At 63.2% G+C, this 24,895-nt stretch carries 22 protein-coding genes; 18 read left to right on the top strand and 4 right to left on the bottom strand.

Annotated elements, in window-relative coordinates; all coding sequences use genetic code 11:
- The first annotated feature begins 62 nt into the window (after window positions 1-62).
- The 18 genes from fliF (at window position 63) to VOM14_RS18320 (ending at window position 19,150) form a co-directional block, all read left to right on the top strand.
- Window positions 63-1,862 (top strand): flagellar basal-body MS-ring/collar protein FliF, encoded by a 1,800-nt coding sequence (gene fliF / locus VOM14_RS18405; RefSeq protein ID WP_327630160.1) that lies wholly within the window; start codon window positions 63-65, stop codon window positions 1,860-1,862.
- Entirely contained in the window at window positions 1,852-2,847 is a 996-nt protein-coding gene (gene fliG, locus VOM14_RS18400) for a flagellar motor switch protein FliG (RefSeq protein WP_327630159.1), read from the top strand. The genes fliF and fliG overlap by 11 nt, the downstream gene beginning before the upstream one ends.
- The gene (gene fliH, locus VOM14_RS18395; RefSeq protein WP_327630158.1) at window positions 2,834-3,517 is read left to right on the top strand and encodes a flagellar assembly protein FliH; all 684 of its coding nucleotides are present in this window, start codon (window positions 2,834-2,836) and stop codon (window positions 3,515-3,517) included. Before fliG ends, fliH begins: the two co-directional genes overlap by 14 nt.
- Window positions 3,511-5,187, top strand: a complete 1,677-nt coding sequence (gene fliI / locus VOM14_RS18390) for a flagellar protein export ATPase FliI (RefSeq protein ID WP_327630157.1) — start codon at window positions 3,511-3,513, stop codon at window positions 5,185-5,187. The genes fliH and fliI overlap by 7 nt, the downstream gene beginning before the upstream one ends.
- A 2-nt stretch (window positions 5,188-5,189) precedes the next feature.
- Window positions 5,190-5,639 (top strand): flagellar export protein FliJ, encoded by a 450-nt coding sequence (gene fliJ, locus VOM14_RS18385; RefSeq protein ID WP_327630156.1) that lies wholly within the window; start codon window positions 5,190-5,192, stop codon window positions 5,637-5,639.
- Between the two features lie 59 nt (window positions 5,640-5,698).
- Window positions 5,699-7,237: a flagellar hook-length control protein FliK gene (locus tag VOM14_RS18380; protein ID WP_327630155.1), complete on the top strand. Its 1,539-nt coding sequence runs from the start codon at window positions 5,699-5,701 to the stop codon at window positions 7,235-7,237.
- 704 nt (window positions 7,238-7,941) lie between these two features.
- A complete protein-coding gene (fliL, locus tag VOM14_RS18375; protein ID WP_327630306.1) occupies window positions 7,942-8,439 on the top strand; it encodes a flagellar basal body-associated protein FliL in 498 nt (165 codons plus the stop codon).
- A gap of 53 nt (window positions 8,440-8,492) precedes the next feature.
- Window positions 8,493-9,491, top strand: a complete 999-nt coding sequence (fliM, locus tag VOM14_RS18370; RefSeq protein WP_327630154.1) for a flagellar motor switch protein FliM — start codon at window positions 8,493-8,495, stop codon at window positions 9,489-9,491.
- On the top strand, window positions 9,484-9,951 hold the full coding sequence (gene fliN / locus VOM14_RS18365) for a flagellar motor switch protein FliN (RefSeq protein ID WP_327630153.1): 468 nt from the start codon (window positions 9,484-9,486) through the stop codon (window positions 9,949-9,951). Before fliM ends, fliN begins: the two co-directional genes overlap by 8 nt.
- Entirely contained in the window at window positions 9,948-10,502 is a 555-nt protein-coding gene (gene fliO, locus VOM14_RS18360; protein ID WP_327630152.1) for a flagellar biosynthetic protein FliO, read from the top strand. The genes fliN and fliO overlap by 4 nt, the downstream gene beginning before the upstream one ends.
- On the top strand, window positions 10,502-11,335 hold the full coding sequence (fliP, locus tag VOM14_RS18355) for a flagellar type III secretion system pore protein FliP (protein ID WP_327630151.1): 834 nt from the start codon (window positions 10,502-10,504) through the stop codon (window positions 11,333-11,335). Before fliO ends, fliP begins: the two co-directional genes overlap by 1 nt.
- Window positions 11,336-11,381: 46 nt before the next feature.
- A complete protein-coding gene (gene fliQ / locus VOM14_RS18350) occupies window positions 11,382-11,651 on the top strand; it encodes a flagellar biosynthesis protein FliQ (RefSeq protein WP_013340831.1) in 270 nt (89 codons plus the stop codon).
- A 31-nt stretch (window positions 11,652-11,682) separates the two neighbouring features.
- Window positions 11,683-12,465 (top strand): flagellar biosynthetic protein FliR, encoded by a 783-nt coding sequence (gene fliR / locus VOM14_RS18345; RefSeq protein ID WP_327630150.1) that lies wholly within the window; start codon window positions 11,683-11,685, stop codon window positions 12,463-12,465.
- 144 nt (window positions 12,466-12,609) lie between these two features.
- The gene (locus tag VOM14_RS18340) at window positions 12,610-15,450 is read left to right on the top strand and encodes a DUF2345 domain-containing protein (protein WP_327630305.1); all 2,841 of its coding nucleotides are present in this window, start codon (window positions 12,610-12,612) and stop codon (window positions 15,448-15,450) included.
- A gap of 1 nt (window position 15,451) precedes the next feature.
- On the top strand, window positions 15,452-16,321 hold the full coding sequence (locus VOM14_RS18335) for a hypothetical protein (RefSeq protein WP_327630149.1): 870 nt from the start codon (window positions 15,452-15,454) through the stop codon (window positions 16,319-16,321).
- A gap of 160 nt (window positions 16,322-16,481) precedes the next feature.
- Entirely contained in the window at window positions 16,482-17,351 is an 870-nt protein-coding gene (locus VOM14_RS18330) for a hypothetical protein (protein WP_327630148.1), read from the top strand.
- A 160-nt stretch (window positions 17,352-17,511) separates the two neighbouring features.
- The gene (locus VOM14_RS18325) at window positions 17,512-18,381 is read left to right on the top strand and encodes a hypothetical protein (protein ID WP_327630147.1); all 870 of its coding nucleotides are present in this window, start codon (window positions 17,512-17,514) and stop codon (window positions 18,379-18,381) included.
- 160 nt (window positions 18,382-18,541) lie between these two features.
- Window positions 18,542-19,150 carry a hypothetical protein gene (locus VOM14_RS18320; protein ID WP_327630146.1) on the top strand — a complete coding sequence of 203 codons (609 nt, stop codon included), beginning with the start codon at window positions 18,542-18,544 and terminating at the stop codon, window positions 19,148-19,150.
- Window positions 19,151-19,318: 168 nt separating this feature from the next.
- Here the strand turns inward: VOM14_RS18320 and flgL are convergent, their stop codons facing one another.
- The 4 genes from flgL to flgJ form a co-directional block, all read right to left on the bottom strand.
- Window positions 19,319-20,542 (bottom strand): flagellar hook-associated protein FlgL, encoded by a 1,224-nt coding sequence (gene flgL, locus VOM14_RS18315; protein ID WP_327630145.1) that lies wholly within the window; start codon window positions 20,540-20,542, stop codon window positions 19,319-19,321.
- 10 nt (window positions 20,543-20,552) lie between these two features.
- Window positions 20,553-22,526 (bottom strand): flagellar hook-associated protein FlgK, encoded by a 1,974-nt coding sequence (flgK, locus tag VOM14_RS18310; RefSeq protein WP_327630144.1) that lies wholly within the window; start codon window positions 22,524-22,526, stop codon window positions 20,553-20,555.
- Window positions 22,527-22,702: 176 nt separating this feature from the next.
- A complete protein-coding gene (locus VOM14_RS18305; RefSeq protein WP_327630304.1) occupies window positions 22,703-23,476 on the bottom strand; it encodes a flagellar brake protein in 774 nt (257 codons plus the stop codon).
- Between the two features lie 396 nt (window positions 23,477-23,872).
- Entirely contained in the window at window positions 23,873-24,883 is a 1,011-nt protein-coding gene (gene flgJ, locus VOM14_RS18300; RefSeq protein WP_327630143.1) for a flagellar assembly peptidoglycan hydrolase FlgJ, read from the bottom strand.
- Window positions 24,884-24,895 lie beyond the last annotated feature (12 nt).

The following is a 24,895-nucleotide window of genomic DNA, read 5'->3' as shown; positions in this document are numbered from 1 at the left end:
CCCGCCGGCCCTCGGTGCGGTTGAGCGGCAGAACGCAAAGGCATCCCGGAGAAACCCGACGCATGGATTCGTCAGCCAACTCTTTGATCAACCCCGACGCCCGCATGGGCCTCGCCGGCGCGCAGCCCGGCGCGGCCGCGGCGGGCGCCGGCCAGCCCGGCGCAAACGCGGACCTGGGCGGCCTCGGTGGCGGCCTCGGCGGCAATTTCGGCCAGCGCCTGTCCGGCCTCGCGCAAATGCGCGGCAACCCGCGCGCCCCGCTGATCTTCGCGGTGGCCCTGCTGGTCGCCGTGGTGGCGGCCCTGTTCCTGTGGTCGCGCGCGCCGGACTACAAGGTGCTCTACAGCAATCTGTCCGACCGCGACGGCGGCGCCATCATCACGGCGCTCCAGCAGGCCAACATTCCCTACAAGTTCTCCGACGCCGGCGGCGCGATCCTCGTGCCGGCCGAGCAGGTGCACGAAATGCGCCTGCGCCTCGCGTCGCAGGGATTGCCGAAGAGCGGCTCGATCGGCTTCGAACTGATGGACAACCAGAAGTTCGGCATCAGCCAGTTCGCCGAACAGATCAACTATCAGCGCGCGCTGGAAGGCGAACTGGAGCGCACGATCGAATCCATCTCGTCGGTGAAATCGGCGCGCGTGCATCTGGCGATTCCGAAGCCGTCCGTGTTCGTGCGCGACAAGGAAGCGCCGTCGGCTTCGGTGCTCGTCAATCTTTTCCCGGGCCGCGCGCTCGACGAAGGTCAGGTGCTGGCGATCACGCATATGGTGTCGTCGGCGGTGCCGGAAATGCCGGTCAAGGGCGTGACCATTCTCGACCAGGACGGCAACCTGCTCACGCAGCCCTCGACGGGCAGCGGGCTCGACGCGTCGCAACTGAAGTACCGTCAGCAGATCGAGCGCAACACGCAGCAGCGCATCGACGCGATCCTCGCGCCGCTGTTCGGCGGCGGCAATGCGCATTCGCAAGTGAGCGCGGACATCGACTTCTCGCGCAGCGAACAGACTTCGGAAAACTTCGGCCCGAACGGCAACCCGCAGCAGGCCGCGATTCGCAGCCAGCAATCGAGCACGGCGAGCGAAATGTCGCAAGCCGGCGCGTCGGGCGTGCCGGGCGCGCTGTCGAATCAGCCGCCGCAGCCGGCCTCGGCTCCGGTCAATGCGCCGAACGGCGCGAACGGCGGCGTCACGACGACGCCGGTGAGCGACCGCAAGGACATGACCACGAACTACGAGTTGGACAAGACCGTGCGTCACCTGGAGCAGCCGATGGGCGGCATCAAGCGTCTGTCGGTGGCGGTGGTGGTCAACTATCTGCGCGTGGTCGACGCCAAGGGCCACGCGACGATGCAGCCGGTCACCGCCGACAAGCTCGCGCAGGTCAACCAGCTCGTGAAGGACGCGATGGGTTTCGACGCGGCGCGCGGCGACTCGGTCAACGTGGTCAACAGCCCGTTCACCGCCGACCTCGACCCGAACGCGGATCTGCCGTGGTGGCGCACGCCGGACATGCTCGCGCTCTACAAGCAGATCGCGACGTATCTCGGCATCGGCGCGGTGGCCCTGTTCCTGTACTTCGTGATGGTGAAGCCGGCGCTGCGCCGCGCGTTCCCGCCGCCGGAGCCGGTCGTCGCCGCGGCGCTGCCGTCGCCGGACGAGCCGATCCTGCTCGACGGCATTCCGGTCGCGGAGCGCGCCCACAGCGGCGTCGAGCTGGACAGCGGCGACAGCGAGCTGCTGGCGCTGGAAAACGCGAAACACAAATATGAGCGGAATCTGGAGTTCGCGCGCAACATCGCGCGCCAGGACCCGAAGATCGTTGCAACTGTCGTCAAGAATTGGGTGACCGATGAGCGCTGAAGGCGTAATGAAGAGCGCGCTTCTGCTGATGTCGATCGGCGAGGAAGAAGCCGCGCAAGTGTTCAAGTTTCTCGGACCGCGCGAAGTCCAGAAGATCGGCGTCGCGATGGCCGCGATGAAGGCCGTGACACGCGAGGAAATCGACGTCGTGCTGCACGAGTTCGTGCGCGAGGCGGAAAAGCACACCGGCATGTCGCTGGATTCGAACGAGTACATCCGTTCCGTGCTGACCAAGGCGCTCGGCGACGACAAGGCCGGCGCGATCATCGACCGGATTCTGCAAGGCAGCGATACCAGCGGTATCGAAGGCCTGAAGTGGATGGATTCGCCGGCGGTCGCCGAACTGATCAAGAACGAGCATCCGCAGATCATCGCGACAATTCTGGTGCACCTCGACCGCGATCAGGCGTCGGAAATCGTCTCGTGCTTCACGGACCGTCTGCGTAACGACGTGCTGCTGCGGATCGCGACGCTCGACGGCATCCAGCCGGCGGCGCTGCGCGAACTCGACGACGTGCTGACCGGCCTGCTGTCCGGCAGCGACAACCTGAAGCGCAGCCCGATGGGCGGCATCCGCACGGCTGCGGAAATTCTCAACTTCATGTCGAGCAACCACGAGGAAGGCGTCATCGAGAACGTCCGTCAATACGACGCGGAACTCGCGCAGAAGATCGTCGACCAGATGTTCGTGTTCGAGAACCTGCTCGACCTGGAAGACCGCGCGATCCAGTTGCTGTTGAAGGAAGTGGAATCCGAGGCGCTGATCATCTCGCTGAAGGGCGCGCCGCCCGCGCTGCGTCAGAAATTCCTCTCGAACATGTCGCAGCGCGCCGCGGAACTGCTCGCCGAAGACCTCGACGCGCGCGGCCCGGTTCGCGTCTCCGAAGTGGAGACGCAGCAGCGCCGCATCCTGCAGATCGTGCGCAACCTGGCGGAAAGCGGCCAGATTGTGATTGGCGGCAAGGCGGAAGATGCATATGTCTAATCGCAACTCCACGGCAAAGGAAAGCTTCTCGGCCTACCAGCGCTGGGAGATGGCCTCGTTCGATCCGGCGCCGCCCGCGCCGCCGCCCTCCGAAGTCGACGAAGGTGCGCTGGAAGCCGAACTCGAACGTCTGCGCGAAGCCGCGCATGCGCAGGGCATCGCGTCCGGCCACGTCGCGGGCCAGGCGCTCGGCTATCAAGCGGGCTACGAGCAAGGCCACGCGCAAGGCTTCGAGCAGGGCAAAAGCGAAGCGCGCGAGGAAGCCGCCCGGCTCGCGGCGCTCGCGGAGACCTTCAAGGCCGCGCTCGAGGGCGCTCAAGGCGCGATTTCGGAGACGCTCGTCGCGCTCGCGCTCGACATCGCGCAACAGGTGGTGCGCCAGCACGTGCAGCACGACCCGACCGCCCTGATCGCCGCCGCGCGCGAGGTGCTCGCCACCGAACCCGCGCTGCTCGGCGCACCGGCGCTGATCGTGAGTCCCGCCGATCTGCCGGTCGTCGAAGCCTATCTGATGGAAGAACTGCAAACGCGCGGCTGGACCGTGCGCACCGATCCGGCCATCGAACGCGGCGGCTGCCGCGCGCAGTCCGGCAGCGGCGAAGTGGACGCCGGCATCGATACACGCTGGGAGCGCGTCGCCGCGGCCCTCGGCAAGGTGAGCACATGGTGAAGCCGACGCTCGAAGAAATCCGCGCCAGTGATCTGACGCCGCTCGAACGCGAGCTGGCGCTGGCGTCGTTCGGCGCCGAGGCGCTTGCGGACGCGGGTTCAAGCGCCGCGCCGCTGGCGGATGCCAACCACGCGCATCCGCTGACGGGGGCCGCCGCGAGCCGCGAGTCGGCGGCGGGCGCCCACGCCGGCGCCACCGCGGCCTTCGCGGCAGCCGGTTCGCGCGCGGCCACTCAAGCCGCGAAGGACGCAAGCACCGCTGCGTTCGCGCCGTACGATCCCGCGCTCGACAGCAATCCGCACATGCAAGCCTGGCGCGGCCAGCTCGACGCGCTGCGCGCGCGCAACGCGATCGCCAAGCCGATGCGCGCCTGCGGACGCCTGACGCGCGCCGCCGGCCTCGTGCTCGAAGCGGTCGGACTGCGCCTGTCGGTGGGCGCCGAAGTGATGATCGAACTGCCGCCCGGCAGTTCGCTGCCGATGGCCGAAGCCGAAGTGGTCGGCTTCTCCGGCGACAAACTGTTTCTGATGCCGACCACCGAAGTGATCGGCCTCTTGCCCGGCGCGCGCGTCTATCCGCTCGAAAGCGCGCCGATTGCCGACCCGATGGCGGGCGCGAAGCGTCTGCCGGTCGGCTGGGAATTGCTCGGCCGCGTGCTCGACGCGTCCGGCCGTCCGCTCGACGGGCTCGGCCCGCTCGGCGCGCATGCCGATGCGCCGCTGTCCGCGCCGGTCATCAACCCGCTGAACCGCGAGCCGATTCACAAAGTGCTCGACGTCGGCGTGCGCGCGATCAACGCGCTGCTGACCGTGGGACGCGGCCAGCGCATGGGTCTTTTCGCCGGCTCGGGCGTCGGTAAGTCGGTGCTGCTCGGCACGATGGCGCGCTACACGAGCGCCGAAGTGATCGTGATCGGTCTGATCGGCGAACGCGGCCGCGAAGTGAAGGAGTTCATCGAACAGATTCTCGGCGAGGAAGGTCTCGCGCGCTCCGTCGTGATTGCCGCGCCGGCCGACGTCTCGCCGCTGCTGCGGATGCAGGCCGCCGCGTATTCGACCTCGCTCGCCGAATATTTCCGCGATCAGGGCAAGCACGTGTTGCTGCTGATGGATTCGCTGACCCGTTACGCGATGGCGCAGCGCGAAATCGCGCTGGCCGTGGGCGAGCCGCCCGCCACCAAGGGCTATCCGCCCTCGGTGTTCGCCAAGCTGCCGGCGCTCGTCGAAAGGACCGGCAACGGCCCGGCGGGCGGCGGCTCGATTACCGCGTTCTACACGGTGCTGACCGAAGGCGACGACCAGCAGGACCCGATCGCCGATTCGGCGCGCGCGATTCTCGACGGCCACATCGTGCTGTCGCGCTCGCTCGCGGAAGCCGGCCACTATCCGGCGATCGACATCGAAGCCTCGATCAGCCGCGCAATGACCGCACTCATCGACGATAACCATCTGGACAAAACGCGTATGTTCAAGCAGATGCTGTCGCGCTATCAGCGCAACCGCGATCTGATCAACGTTGGCGCTTATTCGAGCGGCCGCGACGCGCTGCTCGACCGCGCCATCGCGCTGTATCCGCGAATGGAAGCCTTCCTGCAGCAAGGCTTTCGCGAATGCGCGAACTTCGAACCGAGTATTGAGATGCTGGACGCGCTGTTTGCCCAAGGAGGTTGACGATGGCGAAACACTTTCCGATCAAGACGCTGATCGGCCTCGCGAAGGACGATGTCGACGCCGCCGCGCAACGTCTTGGCCGCGCGCAGCGCGAGCGCAACGATGTCGAGGCGCAGTTGAACGCCCTCGTCCAGTATCGCGACGAATATCACGCGCGTTTCACGGCGACGGCCCAGGCAGGCATGCCGGCCGGCAACATGCGCAATTTTCAGGCGTTCATCGACACGCTCGACGCCGCCATCGAACAGCAGCGCAATCTGCTCGCGACGGCCACCGCGCGCGTCGAGGCCGCGAAGCCCGACTGGCAGCGTCAGAAGCAGAAGCTCGGCTCGTATGAAGTGCTGCAGGCACGCGGCGAAGCCGCCGAGGCGAAAACCGTGGCGCGGCGCGACCAGCGCGACGCCGACGAACACGCCGCCCGAATTCTGAGGATGCGCGCGGAAGGCATCTGACGCCCGCGCCACCTCGACTGACTGAACACCGTACCCTTTGACGGATTGACAGGACACGTATGTCGTTTCTCTCACAGATCGGCTCGCTGCCCGGCACGACCGGGAGCGCCTCCACCAGCAACGCGAGCAGCGCGGCTCTTGCCGCCGCCGCCGCGAACGCGAAGCCGTTTTCGCAGACCTTGCAGCAAAACATCGACTTGCAGAACAGTGCGGCGGCCAGTGCGGCTGCAAGCGCGGCTCAAAGCGCGGCTCAGAACCTGAGCCAGCCGCCCGCCGTGCCGGCGCCGTCGGTGACGGATGCGTCGCAGGTGTCGTCATCGAGCGTGCACGATGCACCGCCGCCCGCCGATTCCTCCACAAAGAGCGCCGACGACGCGAGCAAGGACAGCAGCGGCGCGAGCGCGGCCAACGGCGCGTCGTCGAATGCGCCGTCGGACAAGGCGCAGCAGGCTTCGGCCGACAAGAGCGCGCCCACCTCGCCCAAGTCCGGCAACGCGGCGAGCCAGAGCGACGCGAACACGGCCGCGGCCGCGGCCGCCGCAACGGCTCAGGCGCAGGCGCAATCGCAGACCGACGCGAGCGCTGCCGCCGATGCGGCAAGCGCGAACCTCGCGGCTTCGGCGGCCACTGACGCGACGTCCACTGGCTCGGCCACCGATGCCGCGACCGCCGGCACGCCGGGCAAGAAGGCATCGAACGATCCGAAGTCGCTGCAGGACGCGTTGCAGGCGGCGCTGGCCGCGCTGGCGAACGGCCAGGGCGTGGTGCCGCCGCAGGCTTTGGCGAGCGGCGCGGCCGCGAACGCCGCCGCGGCGGCGAACGGTTTGGCGAGCGCGAACGCGTCGCTGGACGCCACCAACGGCAAGACACTCGAAGGCGGTTTGCTCGGCGGCGGCAAAGGCTCGGCGGTCGCCAAGGCTGCATTGACGACCGTGACCGCGACGACGGCGGACCCGACGGCGGCGGCAGGCGCACTGACGTCGGCGGCTGGCGCGGGCGCGCAGACGGACGATCTGGCGTCGTTCAAGAATGTCGCCGATGCGGCGAGCGCCGCGCTGGCCGCGAGTCAGGCCGCAGCGGCGAGCGCCGCGAGCACGACGGCGGCGGCGCAAACCACGGGCACGGCGAGCGCCGCGGACGCCGCGAACACCTTGGGGCCGCAGGTCGGCACGACCGATTGGGAAGACGCGTTGAGCCAGAAGGTCGTGTTTCTGTCGAATGCGCATTCGCAGAGCGCCGAGCTGACGTTGAACCCGAAGGATCTCGGGCCGCTGCAAGTTGTACTGCAGGTGGCGGATAACCATGCGCATGCGTTGTTCGTGTCGCAGCACCAGCAGGTGCGGGAGGCCGTCGAGGCCGCCTTGCCGAAGTTGCGCGAGGCGATGGAGGCGAATGGCATCGGGTTGGGCAGCACGAGCGTGAGCGATGGATTTGGGCGCCAGGGCGGCGGGCAACAGCAGCAAGCTGGGTCGGGGCGCTCAGGGGCAGGGGGTTCCGGCGGGGCGGGGGCTGGTGGTGGTGCCGGTGTCGGCGGCGTGTCGGCTTCTGTTGGTTTGGGCTCGCGGCGTCAGGTTGGGTTAGTGGATACTTTTGCCTGATCGGCGGGTTCTTTTTGTTTTGGCCTTTCCTTGAATTCTTAGTGGTCTATTGGCGTTGCCCCTGTGCGGGGCGGCACTCACTTTCTTTGCGGCCGCAAAGAAAGTAAGCAAAGAAAGCGGCTCACACCGCTAGCTCTTAAGCGGCTCCCCTAGCTTGGAGGGGCCCGTGGCTCATCTGGAATCCGTGTTCTCGCACACTCCACGCCTGTGACAAGGCTGTCATTCTTGCGGCGGCGCTGCGCGCGCCGTGGCGGTCGTTCTTCCTCCCTCCCACTCCCGTGAACGTGCCGGTTCAAAGCAGGCCCTTCCGGCGAGCACGCGTGCGAGGCGGGAAGCATGACTGCCTTGTCACGAACGCGGAGTGTGCGACGGGACGGATTCCAGATGCACCACTACCCACTCCAAGCCAGGGGGCCCGCTTCCTGGCTGGCGGTGTGAGCCGCTTTCTTTGCTCACTTTCTTTGCGGCCGCAAAGAAAGTGAGTGCCGCCCCGCACAGGGGCAACGCTAATAGACCACCACGAAAACCACAGCGGAAAAAAATCCCGCATCAAATCCAGAAAAAAACAGCAAGCACCGTCCCGCCGGGCCCAAAAACAAAAACCAGAGATAGCCCGCATTAACCCTTCTGTTCGACCCATCGCGCCGCAGGCAAATCAACAACAATCACTATCACCAGCACTAACGGCAAGCAAAGCAAACCTCATGGCAACCACTCCCGCAAATCAGCAAGCCGCGCCCGCTTCACCGGGCCCCTTGAAGCGCATCATCCTGATCGCCCTCATCGCTATCGTCGCCGCTGGCGTCGCCGGCGCCGGGGTGTGGTTCTTCATGTCCAAACGCGCTCCGGCACCGGCCTCGGCCGCCGCCCCGGCTCCGGCCCCGACGCCGACCTTCTTCCCGCTCGACTCGATGACGGTCAACCTGCAATCGGACGACGGCCAGCAGCACTTCCTGCGCATCGGCCTCACGCTCAAGCTCATCGACGCGAAAACGCCGCAGGAACTCACCGATCACATGCCGGAAATCCGCAGCCGCATTCTCCTCGCGCTGTCGAACCATCATCCGGATGAACTCGCGCCGCTCGACGGCAAGCGCGCGCTCGCCACGGAACTCCGCACGCTGATCGAGCAGCCGACCGACAAGGGCGCTGCGCCGATCCACGTCCAGGACGTGCTGTTCACCGAATTCGTCGTGCAGTGACGTCGTTACGCACTGCCATCATCAACCGCCACGGTATGCACGAGGAATAAGGAATGGGCCACGAAGAGTTCATGTCCCAGGAGGAGGTCGATGCCCTCCTCAAGGGCGTAACCGGCGAGTCCGACTCTGAAGCCGAACAAAGCGAGCGTGTAGGCGTCCGTCCCTACAACATCGCGACGCAGGAACGCATCGTCCGCGGCCGGATGCCCGGCCTCGAAATCATTAACGACCGCTTCGCGCGCCTATTGCGCCTCGGCATCTTCAACTTCATGCGCCGCTCGGCGGAAATCTCCGTCGGTCCGGTGAAGGTGCAGAAGTACAGCGAGTTCACCCGCAATCTGCCGATCCCGACCAACCTGAACCTGGTCCACGTGAAGCCGCTGCGCGGCACGTCGCTGTTCGTGTTCGACCCGAACCTGGTGTTCTTCGTGGTCGACAACCTGTTCGGCGGCGACGGACGGTTTCATACGCGCGTCGAAGGGCGCGATTTCACGCAGACCGAGCAGCGCATCATCATGAAGCTGCTCAACCTGACGTTCGAACACTATGCGGCGTCGTGGAAAAGCGTGCGGCCGCTGCAGTTCGAGTACATGCGCTCGGAAATGCACACGCAGTTCGCCAACGTGGCGACGCCGAATGAAATCGTCATCGTCACGCAGTTCTCGATCGAGTTCGGCACGACGGGCGGCACGCTGCATATCTGCATGCCGTATTCGATGATCGAACCGATTCGCGACGTGTTGTCGTCGCCGATCCAGGGCGAGGCGCTCGAAGTCGACCGCCGCTGGGTCCGCGTGCTGTCGCAGCAGGTGCAGGCGGCGGAAGTCGAACTGACCGCGGACCTCGCACAGGTGCCCATCACGTTCGAACAGATCCTGAACATGCGCAAAGGCGATGTTCTGCCGATCAACATTCCCGAGCACATCACCGCGAAAGTGGACGGCGTGCCGGTGATGGAATGCGGCTACGGAATTTTCAATGGTCAATACGCGTTGCGCGTGCAAAAGATGATCAGCGCGACCGACACGATGAAGGATGGTGGATATGAGTGATCTGAACGCAAAGCCCGATGACGATCTCATCGCCGCCGCGGCGCAAATGAGCGCCGACGCCGCGAGCGCCGAAGACGACGCGGCAATGGCCGACTGGGCGAGCGCGCTCGCCGAGCAGAACGACAACAGCAGCGACGTCAGCGCGAGCACGGCGGGCGTGTTCCAGCCGCTGTCGAAGGTCGCCCCGACCTCGACGCGCAACGACATCGACATGATCCTGGACATTCCCGTTCAGATGACCGTCGAACTCGGCCGCACGAAGCTCGCGATCCGCAACCTGCTGCAACTCGCGCAAGGCTCGGTGGTGGAACTGGACGGCATGGCCGGCGAACCGATGGACGTGCTCGTCAACGGCTGCCTGATCGCCCAGGGCGAAGTGGTGGTGGTGAACGACAAGTTCGGCATTCGCCTGACCGACATCATCACGCCGTCCGAACGCATCCGGAAGTTGAATCGATGAAAGCCGTGACCCGCCGCACCGCGCTCGCCGCGACGGCATTGTTCTGCGCGCTGTGCGCACCGCTCGCCGCCCACGCGGCTGACATGAACGCGGTCAACAACGCAGCGAAAATCGCGTCGGGTGTCGGCGCGGGCACGGCGGTTCCGGCGCTCGGCGTCGGCGCGGTGCTGCAAACCATTGTCGGCCTGCTGGTCGTGATCGGTCTGGTGTTCGGCTGCGCGTGGCTCGCGCGCCGCTTCGGCTTGCAGCCGGGCGCGCGCGGCGGGCTGGTGAAGACAGTCGGCGGCACGTCGCTCGGCGGCAAGGAGCGCGTCGCGGTGGTCGAAATCGGCGATACGTGGCTCGTACTCGGCGCGGCGCCCGGCAACGTGCGTCTGCTTCATACGATGCCGGCCGGTTCGGTCGCGGCGGAATCCGCCGGCCATCCGCAGGCGGGCGCGCAAGGCGCGAGCGGCGCCGCATTGTCCGGCAGTTTCGGCCAGCGTTTTCGCGACGCCCTGAAAGGCGAAGTGGGCAAACGTTTCAACGGGCAAGGCAACGGGGTTCGGTAATGCAGTTCAGTGTTCAATCGGCGCCATGCGCGCCTTCCAGCCGCACCTCGCGCGTCGCCTCCATCGTGCTGCGCACTTTGCGCCGCGTTGCGCCCTTCGCAAGCGTTGCATTGCCCGCGCTGATGCTCGTTCTGCCGACGCTCTCGTTCGCGCAAACCGCCGGCTTGCCGGCCTTCAACACGAGCCCTGGCCCGAACGGCGGCACCACGTATTCGCTGAGCGTGCAGACGATGCTGCTGCTCACGATGCTGTCGTTCCTCCCGGCCATGGTGCTGATGATGACGAGCTTCACGCGCATCATCATCGTGTTGTCGCTGCTGCGCCAGGCGCTCGGCACGACGACCACGCCGCCTAACCAGGTGCTCGTCGGTCTCGCGCTCTTTCTCACGCTGTTCGTGATGTCGCCGGTGCTCGACAAGGCCTACACCGACGGCTACAAGCCCTTCTCCGAAGGCACCATTCCGATGGAAACGGCAGTGAACCGCGGCCTCGCGCCGTTCAAGACTTTCATGCTGCGCCAGACGCGCGAAAGCGACCTCGCGTTGTTCGCGCGCATCTCGCACGCCGCGCCGATGCAAGGCCCGGAAGACGTGCCGCTGTCGCTGCTGGTGCCGTCGTTCGTGACGAGCGAACTGAAGACCGGCTTCCAGATCGGCTTCACGATCTTCATTCCGTTCCTTATCATCGACATGGTGGTGGCGAGCGTACTGATGTCGATGGGCATGATGATGGTGTCGCCCGCCACGATTTCGCTGCCGTTCAAGCTGATGCTGTTCGTGCTCGTCGACGGCTGGCAACTGCTGCTCGGCTCGCTCGCGCAAAGCTTTGTTTGAGCGCGGCGCGCGTCTTTCACCTGTTCACGTATCCGGTTGAATCGCCATGAATTCAGAATCCGTCATGACGCTCGCGCACCAGGCCATGTATGTCGGCCTGCTGCTCGCCGCGCCGCTGTTGCTGGTCGCGCTGGTTGTCGGTCTCGTGGTGAGCCTGTTCCAGGCCGCCACGCAGATCAACGAATCCACGCTGTCGTTCATTCCGAAGCTGCTCGCGATCGCCGTCACGATGGTGATCGCCGGTCCGTGGATGCTCACGACCATGCTCGACTATCTGCGCCAGACGCTCACCAATATTCCGACGCTCGTCAACTGAGCGCCGCGCTTCTCGCCCTTCGGTCATCGCCATGTTTTCCGTCACGTACGCGCAACTGAACGCCTGGCTCACCGCGTTCCTGTGGCCGTTCGTGCGGATTCTCGCGCTGGTAGCGACCGCGCCGGTGCTCGGCAACCGCGCGCTGCCGATGCGCGTGAAAATCGGCCTCTCGGCTTTCGTCACGATCATCGTCGCGCCGACGCTCGGCGCGCTCCCGCAAGTCACGGTGTTTTCCGCCGAAGGCGTGTGGATCATCGTCAACCAGTTTCTGATCGGCATTGCACTTGGCATGACGATGCAGATCGTCTTTCAGGCAATCAGCGCGACCGGCGATTTCGTCGGCCTCGGCATGGGCCTCGGCTTTGCGACTTTCTTCGATGCCCAGGCGAGCAGTTCGAGCCAGGTGCTGTCGAGCTACCTGTACACGATCGCGATGCTCGTGTTCCTCGTGATCGACGGCCATTTGCAGATGATCAGCGCGCTCCTCGCGAGCTTCAATTCGTTGCCGGTGTCGGTAAATGTGCTCGGCGCGGCCGGCTGGCGCACGCTCGCGAACTTCGGCAGCACGATTTTTTCCGCCGGACTTCTGTTGTCGCTGCCGGTGGTCGCCGCGCTCCTGATCACCAACCTGTCGCTCGGCATTCTGAACCGCGCGGCGCCGCAAATCGGCGTGTTCCAGATCGGTTTTCCGCTCACCATGCTGATCGGCCTTCTGCTTCTGCAACTGATGATCCCGAACATGATTCCGTTCTTCGCGCGGCTGTTCGAGACTGGCATCGATCAGATGGGACGTGTTGCGCTGGGCTTCAAATAGCGGGCTTCACAACGTGCCCGCCCGCGATGTGTAGCCGCCCGCTCGCGACCATGAATGACTTTCGAGCCGACCGTTGAGGTCGGCTTTTTTTATGTGGAAAAGCGCCCGCGCAGCGCGCCTTGACAGATGACGCGTTTTACCTGAATCGAAAAGTTATTCGGTGCGCATACCTTTGCATTCCTATTTAATCCTTGTCCGATAGCCGGACGCCGTTACTCCGCTAAAGATGATGCTCGGCAACGGGCGATGACCGACTATCCACAGGACAGCGCAAACCGGGAATACCTGGTACTCGCCTGCGAACTGGACTTGAGCGAAGTCGGCACCTCGACCGGCGCATGGCGCACCTACGCGGTGAAGGCGGAGTTCGATCTTCATCCGGTTGACGAGTATTACCGGCTGCCGCAGGCAACGCCGAAGCCGCGCGTCGAGGGTTACGAATATGCGGTGATCGTCGCGCCGCAAGAGAAGGAAATGTGGATCGACAACTACAACCGTCTGCTGATCCAGTTCGACTGGGATCGCCAGGCGCGCTTCGACGGCGCAACGTCGATATGGGTCCGCGTCGTCTCGCAATGGCAAGGCGGCGAACTCGGCGTGGTGACGCCGGGACGCGCCGGACAGATGGTCGTGGTTTCCCATGTTCACGGCGATCCGGACCGGCCCGTCGTGGCGGGCTTCGTCGTTGACCGCTACAACGCGCCGCCGTGGATGCTGCCCGCGAATGCGGCGCTAAGCGGCATACGCAGCAGAAGCCTTGATCACGGCGCGCAGTCGAACCATCTCGCTCTGGACGACACCGCCGGAGAACTCCAGGCCCAACTGGCGAGCGACCACGCGAAGTCCAGTCTGAGCCTCGGCCATATCACGCGGATCGACGGCAACAAGGGGCGGCAGGACGCGCGCGGCGAAGGCTTCGAACTGCGCAGCGACCGGTGGGGCGTGCTGCGGGCTTCGATGGGCTTGCTATTCACCTCGTGGGGGCGCTCCAATGCGGCGGGCAAGGTCAAGGACATGGCCGAGACCCATGCCCGGCTAACCGAGGCGCGCGGCATCCACGAAGAACTTGCTCTCGCGGCCCAGCAGCATGGCGCACAGGAAGCCACCGGGGCGCAACGGGACGTCGCGAAGTCGATCCGGGACGCGAACGCGGCGCTACGCGACGGATCGTCGGACCGTGCGAAAGGCTTCCCCGAATTCGGCCAGCCCGACATAGCCATGTCGAGCGCGGCGAATCTGCATGTCGCGGCGCAGGACAACACGCACATCGCGAGCGGCCAGCACACGGCGTTGACCGCGAGCGGCAACGTCGCCATTGCCGCGCTGAAGTCGCTGTTTGCCTCGGTGCGCGAGGCGATTTCGCTCTATGCCAGCAGGTCAATATCCATGATCGCCGCAACCGGGCGCATCTACATTGACGCGCGCGCCGATGGACTGGAGGCCCTCGCGCAGAAGGACGTGACAGTAACGAGCCGCCACGGCTGGCTGCGGCTGGCCGCGATGAAGGGTATCGAAATCAACGCGGGCGGCACCTTGCTGCGGCTGACGCCGGAAGGCGTCACGGTCCACACGGACGGTCACTATCTGGTTCACGCGGCAAGCCATGCCACGGACGAGCCGCAGGCGGTGCCGGTCGCGCTGCCGGTCACGCAGGAGAATCCGGGGCGGCTGGTTGCGCATCACGTGCTGGTCGAGGACGGCGGCGGGTTCATCCTTGAGGGACAGCCCTATCGCATCACACTGGACGACGGACAGGTGATCGAAGGCGTGACCAATGAGCGCGGCGAAATGCAGGCGGCGACGAGCAACGTGGTGTCGTTCGGACTGGTTGAACTGCTGTCGCCGGGCGAGCCGCACAAGGTCATCGCGGCGAGCACGACGACCGTGTGGCACGACGCCAGTCTGCCGACGCCTGAAACGGTGCCGATGCCCGAGAGGCGGACCACGAAGCTAGGCGGCAAATCGGCCGGGACGCCGGGAGACGATCTGACGAGCGACGGCAAGCCGCCGGTCTTCGTGTCATGCGACCCGATGAACTGGGGACTGCGCGCGTATCACTTTCTCAGGAATGCGAAGGCTTCGGATACTTCGGTCGCGTTCCAGTATCGGGGGGATATTGAGTATCCGGTTGCGAAGAGCTATACGGCGGCGGTGAAGGAGAGTCTGTGCAGGATTGATTGGGGGGGACTGGCGGGGAAGACGGATCGCGAACTAGTAGCCGTCATTCTGCCAGCGGTCCGGGCGCCGATCTGGAGTGCGTTGCAGGCGGGGCCGTTCGGGATGCCGGAGGGGGGCGCACCGGATAGCGGTGCAATGCCCGCTATCGTGATTGTGTCGGCCAGGAATGCGGCGGAATACAGCTTTTCGAATGCTGCGCACGGAACGTTTGTTGCCAGGCTCTGGACGCTCTGTCTGTCGAGATGGGACGTCGATGACATTATCAGAACCATGAAAGCCGATCCCGCAACTAATACCACGCTGATTGATTTCGCCGATACCGTCTATCACGAAGCACGACACTGTCAGCAACTCTTCTGGCAGATTGCGCTACTGGGTGCATTTCCTGAGGATTACAGCCAGTTCTCCGGTATGCAGAAGTTCTTCCGGCAGCTGGTCGGGAAGGAAATGTTTAGGCTGGCCTCTACTACACCGTTCCCGAGTGACGCGCCCGCTCGCGCAGGCATTCACGCCATGCTGATGTTTTACTACTACTGGGTTATTACCAAGCAGAAGGGGATCGCGGGCTTGGAATTCATTCAGGCCGATCTGGAAAAAGTCGAAGCTGAAGTCTGCAAGGTAAGAAATGTTACGCCCGAGCAGGCCCGAACAATGGCAGTCACATATACGAGCTATCTACATGAACAGGATGCATTTTTGTGTGGTGAAGTGGTCCAGTATTGCTGGACTGGTCGTTCTCAGTTGCGCAACCCTGGTACATGCACAAGCGCCTATGCCCATGTCATCCAGTCCATCGGAGCAAACTGATATGAATAATGACATCACGCCGTCGCAGGAACAGGCGCTACTGCGACTGCTTGGCAAGGTCATGGAAGTCATGCGGGATGACAGGCCGCTCAACCCTGACGATTCCGCTTTCGGAGCGCTCGAGTCATCCCGGTCTATTAAGCCGGGAGAGGCTGGAATGCACTACTCGTTCCGAAACCGCGCCATTCCGGACGCGACGGTGGATCTATCGACATGGACCGACCCACTGGATTATTCCGACGACAGAACGCGCGCGCGAGCGGTACCAGCCTCCTTCGAACTATGGTTTTATGATGCTCCCACGGGTGTTAGTCGCCGGCTGCTCGAACAGCGTCTCGATCTGGCGGGATACTGGATAGATGCGGCCGGGGTAAGGGAAGAGGGAAACGACCTGGGCTCCGGGCTGCCGCCCGCTGAGCTACTACACACCTACCGTTACCGGGCTAATGCGGGCGAGCATGGCCGCTTTCCCGTGGACGTTGAACTCTTTTTTCTGGACCCGGCACCCAATGATTCTTCCAGGAAGACGCGGCTAATAAAAATCACCATCGATCGCGATTATCCCTATCTCACGCCAGCCATGCGCAAGAAAAAGCGTGAAGAACAGAATCAGAAAAAGCGCCAGACCTACGGTTATATGAATCTCTGCACGGGCACGCCATGTCCCGAAACCGGCGTATGGGAAGGCTGGACCGATAGCGGCTCCACCGACGTAATGGAATTCGCACGCGGCCAGATATTCGACGCAGTGCGTTCCGTGTTGCTGGAACAGGGCGGTTCGTGCCCGATGGTCGTTGGCCGCTGGTTCTGGCTGTGCAGTACCAATGAAAAATCCGGGACCGTCTGGAAAGGCATTGAGCTTCAGGGTTAGGACAAGGCAGTCAAGTACGCGAGTTATCTACATGAACAACATGCATTCTTGTGTGGTGAAGTGGTCCAGTATTGCTGGACTGGTCGTTCTCAGTTGCGCAACCCTGGTACATGCACAAGCGCCTATGCCCACGTCATCCAGTCCATCGGAGCAAACTGATATGAGCTATGACATCACGCCGTCGCAGGAACAGGCGCTACTGCGACTGCTCGGCAAAGTCATGGAAGTCATGCGGGATGACAGGCCGCTCGATCCGAACGATCCCGCTTTTGGAACACTCGAATCATCCCGGTACATTGAACCGGGCGAGGCTGGAGTGCACTACTCGTTCCGAAACAGCGCCTTCCCTGATGCAAAGGTAGACCTGTCGACGTGGACAGATCCACTCGATTACTCCGACGACAGGACGCGCGTGCGAGCAGTTCCAGCCTCCTTTGTACTATGGTTTCGACACCCTCCGGCCGGTATCAGTCGCGGCCAGTTCGAACAACGTCTCGATCTTGCTAACTACTGGGTAGGTGCGGGCGGGGTAAGGGAGGAGGGAAACGACATCGGTCACAGTCTGCCGCCCTTCACGCAGGAGCATCGATACCGTTATCGGGCTAATGCAGGCGAGCATGGCCGCTTTCCCGTGGACGTTGAACTCTTTTTTCTGGACCCGCCGCCTAACGATCCATCCGGCAAAGTCTGGCTCGAACGAATCACGATTGATCGCGATTACCCTTATCTCACGCCCGCGATGCGCAAGAAAAAGCGTGAAGAAGAGAATCAGAAAAAGCGCCAGACCTACGGTTATATGAATCTCTGCACGGGCACGCCGTGTCCCGAAACCGGCGGATGGGAAGGCTGGATCGATAGCGGCTCAACCGACGTAATGGAATTCGCGCGCGGCCAGATATTCGACGCAGTGCGTTCCGTGTCGCTGGAACACGGCGGTTCGTGCCCGATGGTCGTTGGCCGCTGGTTCTGGCTGTGCAGTACCAGTGAAAAATCCGGGACAGTCTGGAAAGGCATTGAGCTTCAGGGTTAGGACAAGGCAGTCAAGTACGCGAGTTATCTACATGAACAACATGCATTCTTGTGTGGTGAAGTGGTCCAGTATTGCTGGACTGGTCGTTCTCAGTTGCGCAACCCTGGTACATGCACAAGCGCCTATGCCCACGTCATCCAGTCCATCGGAGCAAACTGATATGAGCTATGACATCACGCCGTCGCAGGAACAGGCGCTACTGCGACTGCTCGGCAAAGTCATGGAAGTCATGCGGGATGACAGGCCGCTCCATGCTGACGATCCCGCTTTCGGAACACTTGAATCGGCCAAATTCTTCAAGCCAGGAGAGGCGGGAAAAACCTACTCGTTCCGAAACAATGCTTTCCCTGATGCAACTGTGGATTTGTCGACGTGGACCGATCCACTCGATTACTCCGATGACAGGACACGCGTGAGCGCCGTGCCGGCCTATTTTCACCTACGGTTCCAGCATCCTCCTTCACGCGTTAATCGCCGCCTGCTCGAACAGCGTCTCGACCTTGCTGACTACTGGATAGGTGCGGACGGGATAAGGGAGGACGGAAACGACATCGGGCACAGTCTGCCGCCCTTCACGCGGGAGCATCGTTATCGCTACCGGGCCAATGCGGGCGAGCATGGCCGCTTCCCCGTCAACGTCGAATTTTTCTTTGTAGATTCCGCGCCCGATGATCCCACCGGGAAGATCTGGCTTACCCAAATCACTATCCATCGCGATTACCCTTATCTCACGCCAGCCATGCGCAAGAAAAAGCGTGAAGAACAGAATCAGAAAAAGCGCCAGACCTACGGTTACATGAATCTCTGTACAGGCACGCCATGTCCCGAAACCGGCGTATGGGAAGGCTGGACCGATAGCGGCTCAACCGACGTAATGGAATTCGCGCGCGGCCAGATATTCGACGCAGTGCGTTCCGTGTCGCTGGAACAGGGCGGTTCGTGCCCGATGGTCGTTGGCCGCTGGTTCTGGCTGTGCAGTACCAGTGAAAAATCCGGGACCGTCTGGAAAGGCATTGAGCTTCAGGGTTAGGACACGGCAGTCAAGTACGCGAGTTATCTACATGAACAACATGCATTCTTGTGTGGTGAAGTGGTCCAGTATTGCTGGACTGGTCGTTCTCAGTTGCGCAACCCTGGTACATGCACAAGCGCCTATGCCCATGTCATCCAGTCCATCGGAGCAAACTGATATGAGCTATGACATCACGCCATCGCAGGAACAGGCGCTACTGCGACTGCTCGGCAAGGTCATGGAAGTCATGCGGGATGACAGGCCGCTTGATCCGAACGACCCTGATCTTGGAACGCTCAAATTGGCCAGAGTCTTCAAGCCCAGGGAAGCGGGAAGAACTTACTCATTCCGCAACAATTCTTTCCCTGATGCAAAGATTGAGCTATCGACGTGGACCGATCCACTCGATTACTCCGACGACAGGACGCGCGTGCGAGCGGTTCCAGCCGCGTTCGAACTCTGGTTGTATAACGCTCTTGCTGGCGTTAATCGCCGCGTGCTCGAACAGCGGCTTGATCTCGCCACCTATCGTATGAATGGGGACGTAAGGCGGGAAGGAAACGACCTGGGACCGGGTCTGCCGCCAGCGGAGTTGCGGCACAGATACCGTTACCGGGCTAATGCGGGCGAGCATGGCCGCTTTCCGGTGGACGTTGAACTGACCTTTCTGGACCCGCCGCCTAACGATCCATCCGGCAAAGTCTGGCTCGACCGGATCACCATCGATCGCGATTACCCCTATCTCACGCCAGCCATGCGCAAGAAAAAGCGTGAAGAACAGAATTAGAAAAAAACGGCAAACCTACGAGCATATGAAGCTGTATCCAGGTTCAACGTGACCGGACACGGGCATATGACTCATCTCTCACCCGAGGCACAAAAAATAAAAAAGCGGCAACCGATCACCGGTTACCGCCCTTCTCCATTCCAACTTCCAATCCGCCCGCCAACGCGATCAGTTCAGATACTGGAACAGCGACATGTTCTGGATCTTCACAAACGCCTGCTGCGCCGCTTGCAATGCGTTCTGCGCCAACGTGTATTTGCCGACCGTCTTGACCATGTCCGTCTGCGTCAAATCCGACAGATTGTTGGCCGTTTGCAGCGTGTTGGCCTGCGTGACCGTCTGCAACGCCTGAATCTCCTGCTCGCGGCCGCCCACCGTCGCCTGCGCGGTCACAACGTTGTTCATCGTGTTTTCGAGCTGCGTCATGCTCGTGGTGAGCGCGCTCTGGAAGCTCGCGGTCGAAGCGCCGCCCGAAATCGGCGATTGCAATGTGCTGATCAACTGGCTCAGGTTCGCGAACACATCCATGCTGCCTTGCGTGGCCGGCGTGACCGAGAAGCTGTCGCCCGTATTCGGCGTGCCGCTGATCGTCACCGACTGGCCGCCGAGCGTGATCGCCGAGCCCGCCGTGTAAGCCTGCGGGCTGCCCGTCGAGATCGCGCCCGTCGCCGGGTTGGTCTGGCTCACGGTGTAAGTCGTCGACGACGTGAAGTTGATCGCGTACGTGTCCGCGTTGGTCGGATCGGTCGGATTGTTCAGGCTCACGGTGCTGATCACGCCGGTGCCCGAGTTGCCCGTGGTCGCGGCCGGCACGGCGCTCGTGCCGATCGGCGCGACGCTGCCGAAAATCGAAATGCCGTTGTCGCCGGTCTGCACGATGTGCGCGTCCGTGATCTGCACGGCGGGCGTGCCGGTGTCGCCGGAATACTTCACGACGCCTGCCGCATTCGTGCTGTACGGCTGCGATGTGCTTTGATAGCCGGCGAACAGATAGTTGCCTTGCGGATCGGTCGAGTTCGCAAGCGTCATCAACTGGCTGCGCAAGCTCGTCAGTTCGGTCGCGATGGAGCCGCGGTCGCCGTTGTTGAGCGACCCGTCGCCGGCACGCAGCACCAGCGTGTGAATGCTTTGCAGCACGTTGTTGACGCTGCCGAGCGTCGTGTCTTCCTGTTGCAGCGACGCAAGCGCCGTGTTCTGGTTGCTCGTGTACTGCGAGAGGCTCGTCGCGGTCGTGCTCAACTGCACGGCCTGCGCCGCGCCAAGCGGATTGTCCGAAGGCGTGGACAGGCTCACGCCGCTCGAAATCTGCGCGTAAAGCTGCGACAACTGAGCTTGCTGATCGCTCATCGTCGCCACGTTCATGGTGAAGTACTGCGTGCTGGAGATGCGCATGTTCAACGCCTCACTGGAAGATGCCGAGCAGCGTCTGGAACAGGGTCTGCGCGGTCTGGATCACCTTGCTGTTCGCCTGATAGAGCTGCTGATACTGAAGCAGATTGGCTGCTTCCTCGTTGATGTTGACGCCCGACACGGACTGCTGCGCGGTGGTGATCTGCGTCACCAGCGAAGCCTGCGCCGTGCTCGACGTCTGAATCTGATTGGTCTGGTTGCCGACCTCGTTGACGTAGTTCGCATAGGCGCCCGTCAGCGTGACCGTGCCGCCTTGCATCGACTTCGCCGTCGACAGATTCGACAAAGCCAGCGCGTTGCGGCCGTCGTTGCTCGCGCCGGTGTTCGGGCCGATGGTGAACTTGTCGCCGGCGGCGGGCACGCCGCTGATCGTCACCGAGACCTTGTTCATCTGGCCGGCGGTCGTGTTGTTGATCGTCAGGTCCGCGCCCGTGCTCGACGAATACGGCACGACGGTCGACGAACTCGCGATCGGGTAAGTGGTGGCGGGCGAGCCGGCCACGGTCACGGTCGAGCCGGCCGGAAAGCCGGTCAGTCCCGTGCCGTTGTAGATCAGCGTGGTGGTCGAGTTCGGCATCGTGTAGCCGGCCGTCACGGTGCCTTGCGAGATCGCGCCGGTGCCGGTGTTGGTCGACGCGGCCGCGCCGAGAACCGGCCCTGCGGCGGCGATCGCCGAGGCGTCCGTCGTCGCGGTGGCGAAGCTGTTCAGCGCGCCGCGAGTCGGTTCGACCGTGAACGAGTCGCCGGCATTCATCGTTCCCGCCGTCGAGAAGTTCAGGCCGTTGATCGGCTGGCTCAAATTGGCAGCGGAACCCACCACGTTGCCCGTCGAATTGTCGGTCAGCGTGTAGGTGCTGCCGTTGTAGGCGAGCGTGTAATCGCCGGTCGTCGGCTGCGCGGGGGGCGCGAACGACACGGTGAGCGACGCATTGCCGGTGTTCTGCGTGTTCGCGTAGACAGTCGGGCCGCCGACCGAAAACAGCGCGCCGCCCTGCACGCCCGCCAGCGTGATGCCGAGCGCGTTCTGCGAATTGACCTGCGAGGCGAAGCTCACGGCGATCGCGCCGAGTTGCGCTTCGGCCGGATCGAGCGTCTGGCTGCGGAACGCGACGAGGCCGCCGAGCGTGCCGCCGTCGATCTTGCTGTCGGGCAAATTCTGCGGCGCGGCGGCGGGATTCGCGCCGGCCTGGCCGAGATACTGCACGGAGAGTTCGCTGGTATCGCCCGTCGAAGGCGCGGTGCCCAGGTTGAAGCTGTTGCCGGACGACACGAGCGGCTGGCCATTGCTCATGAACACGCTATACGCGCCGTTGCTGTTCACGACCTGCACGCCGATCAGTTGCGACAGGTTCGACACGGCGAGGTCGCGCTGATCCAGCAACTGGTTCGGCGGCTGGCCTTGCGTGCTCGCGGCGGAAATCTGGCCGTTCAGTTGCGCGATCTGCTTGGTGTAGCCATTGATCTGCGAAACCGTGCTGCTCAGTTGCGTATTGACGCTCTGGCGCAGCGAGTCGTATTGCTGGCCGGCGGCGGTGATCTGGTTCGCGAGCGTCTGCGCGCCGCTCATCGCGGTCTGGCGCGTGGCGAGGCTCGACGCGTCGTTCGAAACGTTCTGCAAGCCCGTGAAATAGCTCGTGATCGCGCTGGCAATGCCGGAAGTCGGGCTGCCGATCAGGTTGTTCAGCTGCGAGATGAGCGTGTTGTAGGTGGACAGCGAGCCGCTCGACGACTGCGCGTCGTTGAGCTGTGTCGTCAGATACTGACTGTATTGGCGCGTGACAGTGACCGTCGACACGCCTTGCGGCAGATAGCCGGAACCGGTGTACTGGCCACCCGTTTCCGCGTAGACCGGCGTTTCAATGGTATAGCCGGGCGTCGACGCGTTGCTGATGTTCTGGCCGGTCGTCGTGAGTCCCCACTGAGCTGCATTCAGTCCACTGAGGCCAAGGGTGATGAGATTGGACATGCGTCATCCTGAAGGGCGACACCGCACACATGCCGCCGCGTTACTTGAACTGACTGTTTAACGGCTTGAGCGACGGAAAATTGAGGCCATTCCCGACGCTTGCCGAAGTTTGTTTCAACGTTTGCGAGGGCGGCGCGGCGGGCCTTCACCCGGCGTCACGTCCAATCCGCACAACTTCAGCGCACGAGCGAGCGGCGCTTCATTTCGAGTTGCGTGATGAGACGTTGCAGCGTGTTTTCCGCGCTGCCCGGCAGTGTCAGAAAGCGGAAGCCGAGCTGGTAGCGCTGCGTGCCGTTCGGCAGCGCGAGCGAGCGATGCGACACGAGTTGCAGGTCCAGCGTGAGCCGGCCGAATGCGCCGAGCGACAGTTCGCAGTCGGCGAGACGCGAGCCCATCGGCAGTTCCGCGACACGTTCGTCCGCCGTCCGCATGCCGACGCCGCCAAGCGACAGGTCATGCACTTCGAAGCGGAACGGACCGCCTTCCGGCAAACGGCCGCTGCACACGTAGGGGTCGAGAATCGGTGCGTCGACGCGAAAATATTCACGGCGCTGCACGTAGAACAGCACTTCCGGAAAGTCGGCTTCGAATGCCGGCAAACCTTCGAAGCGGGTTTCGCGCGGCATGCCGGTGAGGAACTCCACTCGCACGCCTTCGGGCGCCGCATGGAACTGGCATCCGCTCGCGGCGAGCAGGCCGCGGTTCTGATCGGACACCGCGCCCCAATCGAAAGTGAAGGTGCGCCCGCGCACGTCGACGTCGAGCAGACGCGTCACGAGTTGACCGCCCGCGTATTGCACGGTGAGGAAATCGCCGCGATTGACGAGATTGCGCAACTGCACGCCGATTTCGAGCGGATTGCGACGGCCGAAGTCTTGTGCGCTGTCGTCCAGGGGAACGTGCGGCTGGGGCTGCGTGTCGGTTTGGCCGTTCGACTGATTGGTTTCCATGGGCTTGCCGGTATGCATGTTCTTGCGGGCGCGTGCCTGAGCCTTGCTGGGCTTTTTCACGGTCTTTCCCGACCGCTGCACGCGCATTCAACCGGACGCTGACGCTTCCGGGATGGGGTCTTACAGATTAGCGGCACGATCCGGCCAAAATTTAGGGGCCGCTAATGAATTATTTCCAACAATTTCGCGCAAACGTTAAAGCCCCGGTAACTTGCCCATAACACGCCGGTAAGTCTCTCAGCTTATTCGGCGCGCGCTCGCTGCTCACCATTATCCGTTCATGATTTGCGCGGATGGGCCGGCGCCACGCGGCGACCGGCCTTCCGTCTTTTCATGCACCTGGCCCCGTCGCGTGCATGATTTGAGTCGCTCAATCAGACCGCTTTAACCGGCGGGTTAGCCCATTTTTTCCATAATGGACATCAGCTTTTTCGCGTAGTGCGGGTCCGTTGCATAACCGGCGCGTTGCATGCCGTTGGCAAAACCCTTGACGTCGTGCGCCGAATTGATGACCTGCGCGTAACGCGGGTTGCTCTTCAACATGCTCGCGTAGTCGGTCATCGCATCCTGATACGAGTCGTAGGCGCGGAACTTCTCGACCACGCGCTGCGGCTTGCCGTGCACATATTCGGTGGTGAGCGTGGAAACCGTCTTGCCGGTCCAGTCTTTCGTCGCCTTGATGCCGAACACGTTGTGGCTCGTGGTGCCGTCCGCCTTCTTGATTTCGCTCTTGCCCCAGCCCGATTCGAGCGCGGCCTGGCCGATGATGAAGCGCGCCGGAATGCCTGTCGCGGCGCTCGCGGCCTGCGCGGGCGCGGCAAGCTTGTCGACGAACGCATCGACCTTCGGCGAACTGCCGTCGCCCTTCAACGGCGGCGTGAGCGCGCTGTTGGCCGAGTAGCCCTTGCCCATCGACAACTGTCCGTTGGCTTGCGCATTGCCGTAGGCGCGCGCGAGCGCGTTGAGCGCCGCAGTCTGGCCTTCGTCGCCGCTACCACCGCCGAGCGCGTTGCTCATGCCCGCGAGACCGCCGGCGCCGCGCGCGCCATTCGCGCCATTCGCGCCGCTCACCTGCATGCCCTGGTTGCGCATCAACTGTTTGAGCATTGCGTCGGCCACGCCGATTCCCTTCTGCGACATCTGCTGCGACAGCTGCTGATCCATCATCGACGTGAAGGTGGCGCTGTCATGCGAATCGAACGGGCCGTCCTGCGGCGTCGCATCGCGCATGCTCTTGAGCATCATCTGCGTGAAGACCGCGTCGAACTGCTGAGCGGCCATCTTCATGCCCGCTTGCGGCGACGCCTTGGCCTGCGCGCCCAGTTTCGCGAAACCCTGCACGTCGAGCGCAAAGCGCTGTGTAAGATCGTTCGCCGATGTGGCTGAACTGGTCGTATCCGAATTCATCTGCTGTCGTCC

The sequence above is a fragment of the Paraburkholderia sp. MPAMCS5 genome (genome assembly GCF_036016995.1).
GTDB lineage: Bacteria > Pseudomonadota > Gammaproteobacteria > Burkholderiales > Burkholderiaceae > Paraburkholderia.
This window is presented reverse-complemented; position numbering and strand designations above follow the sequence as displayed.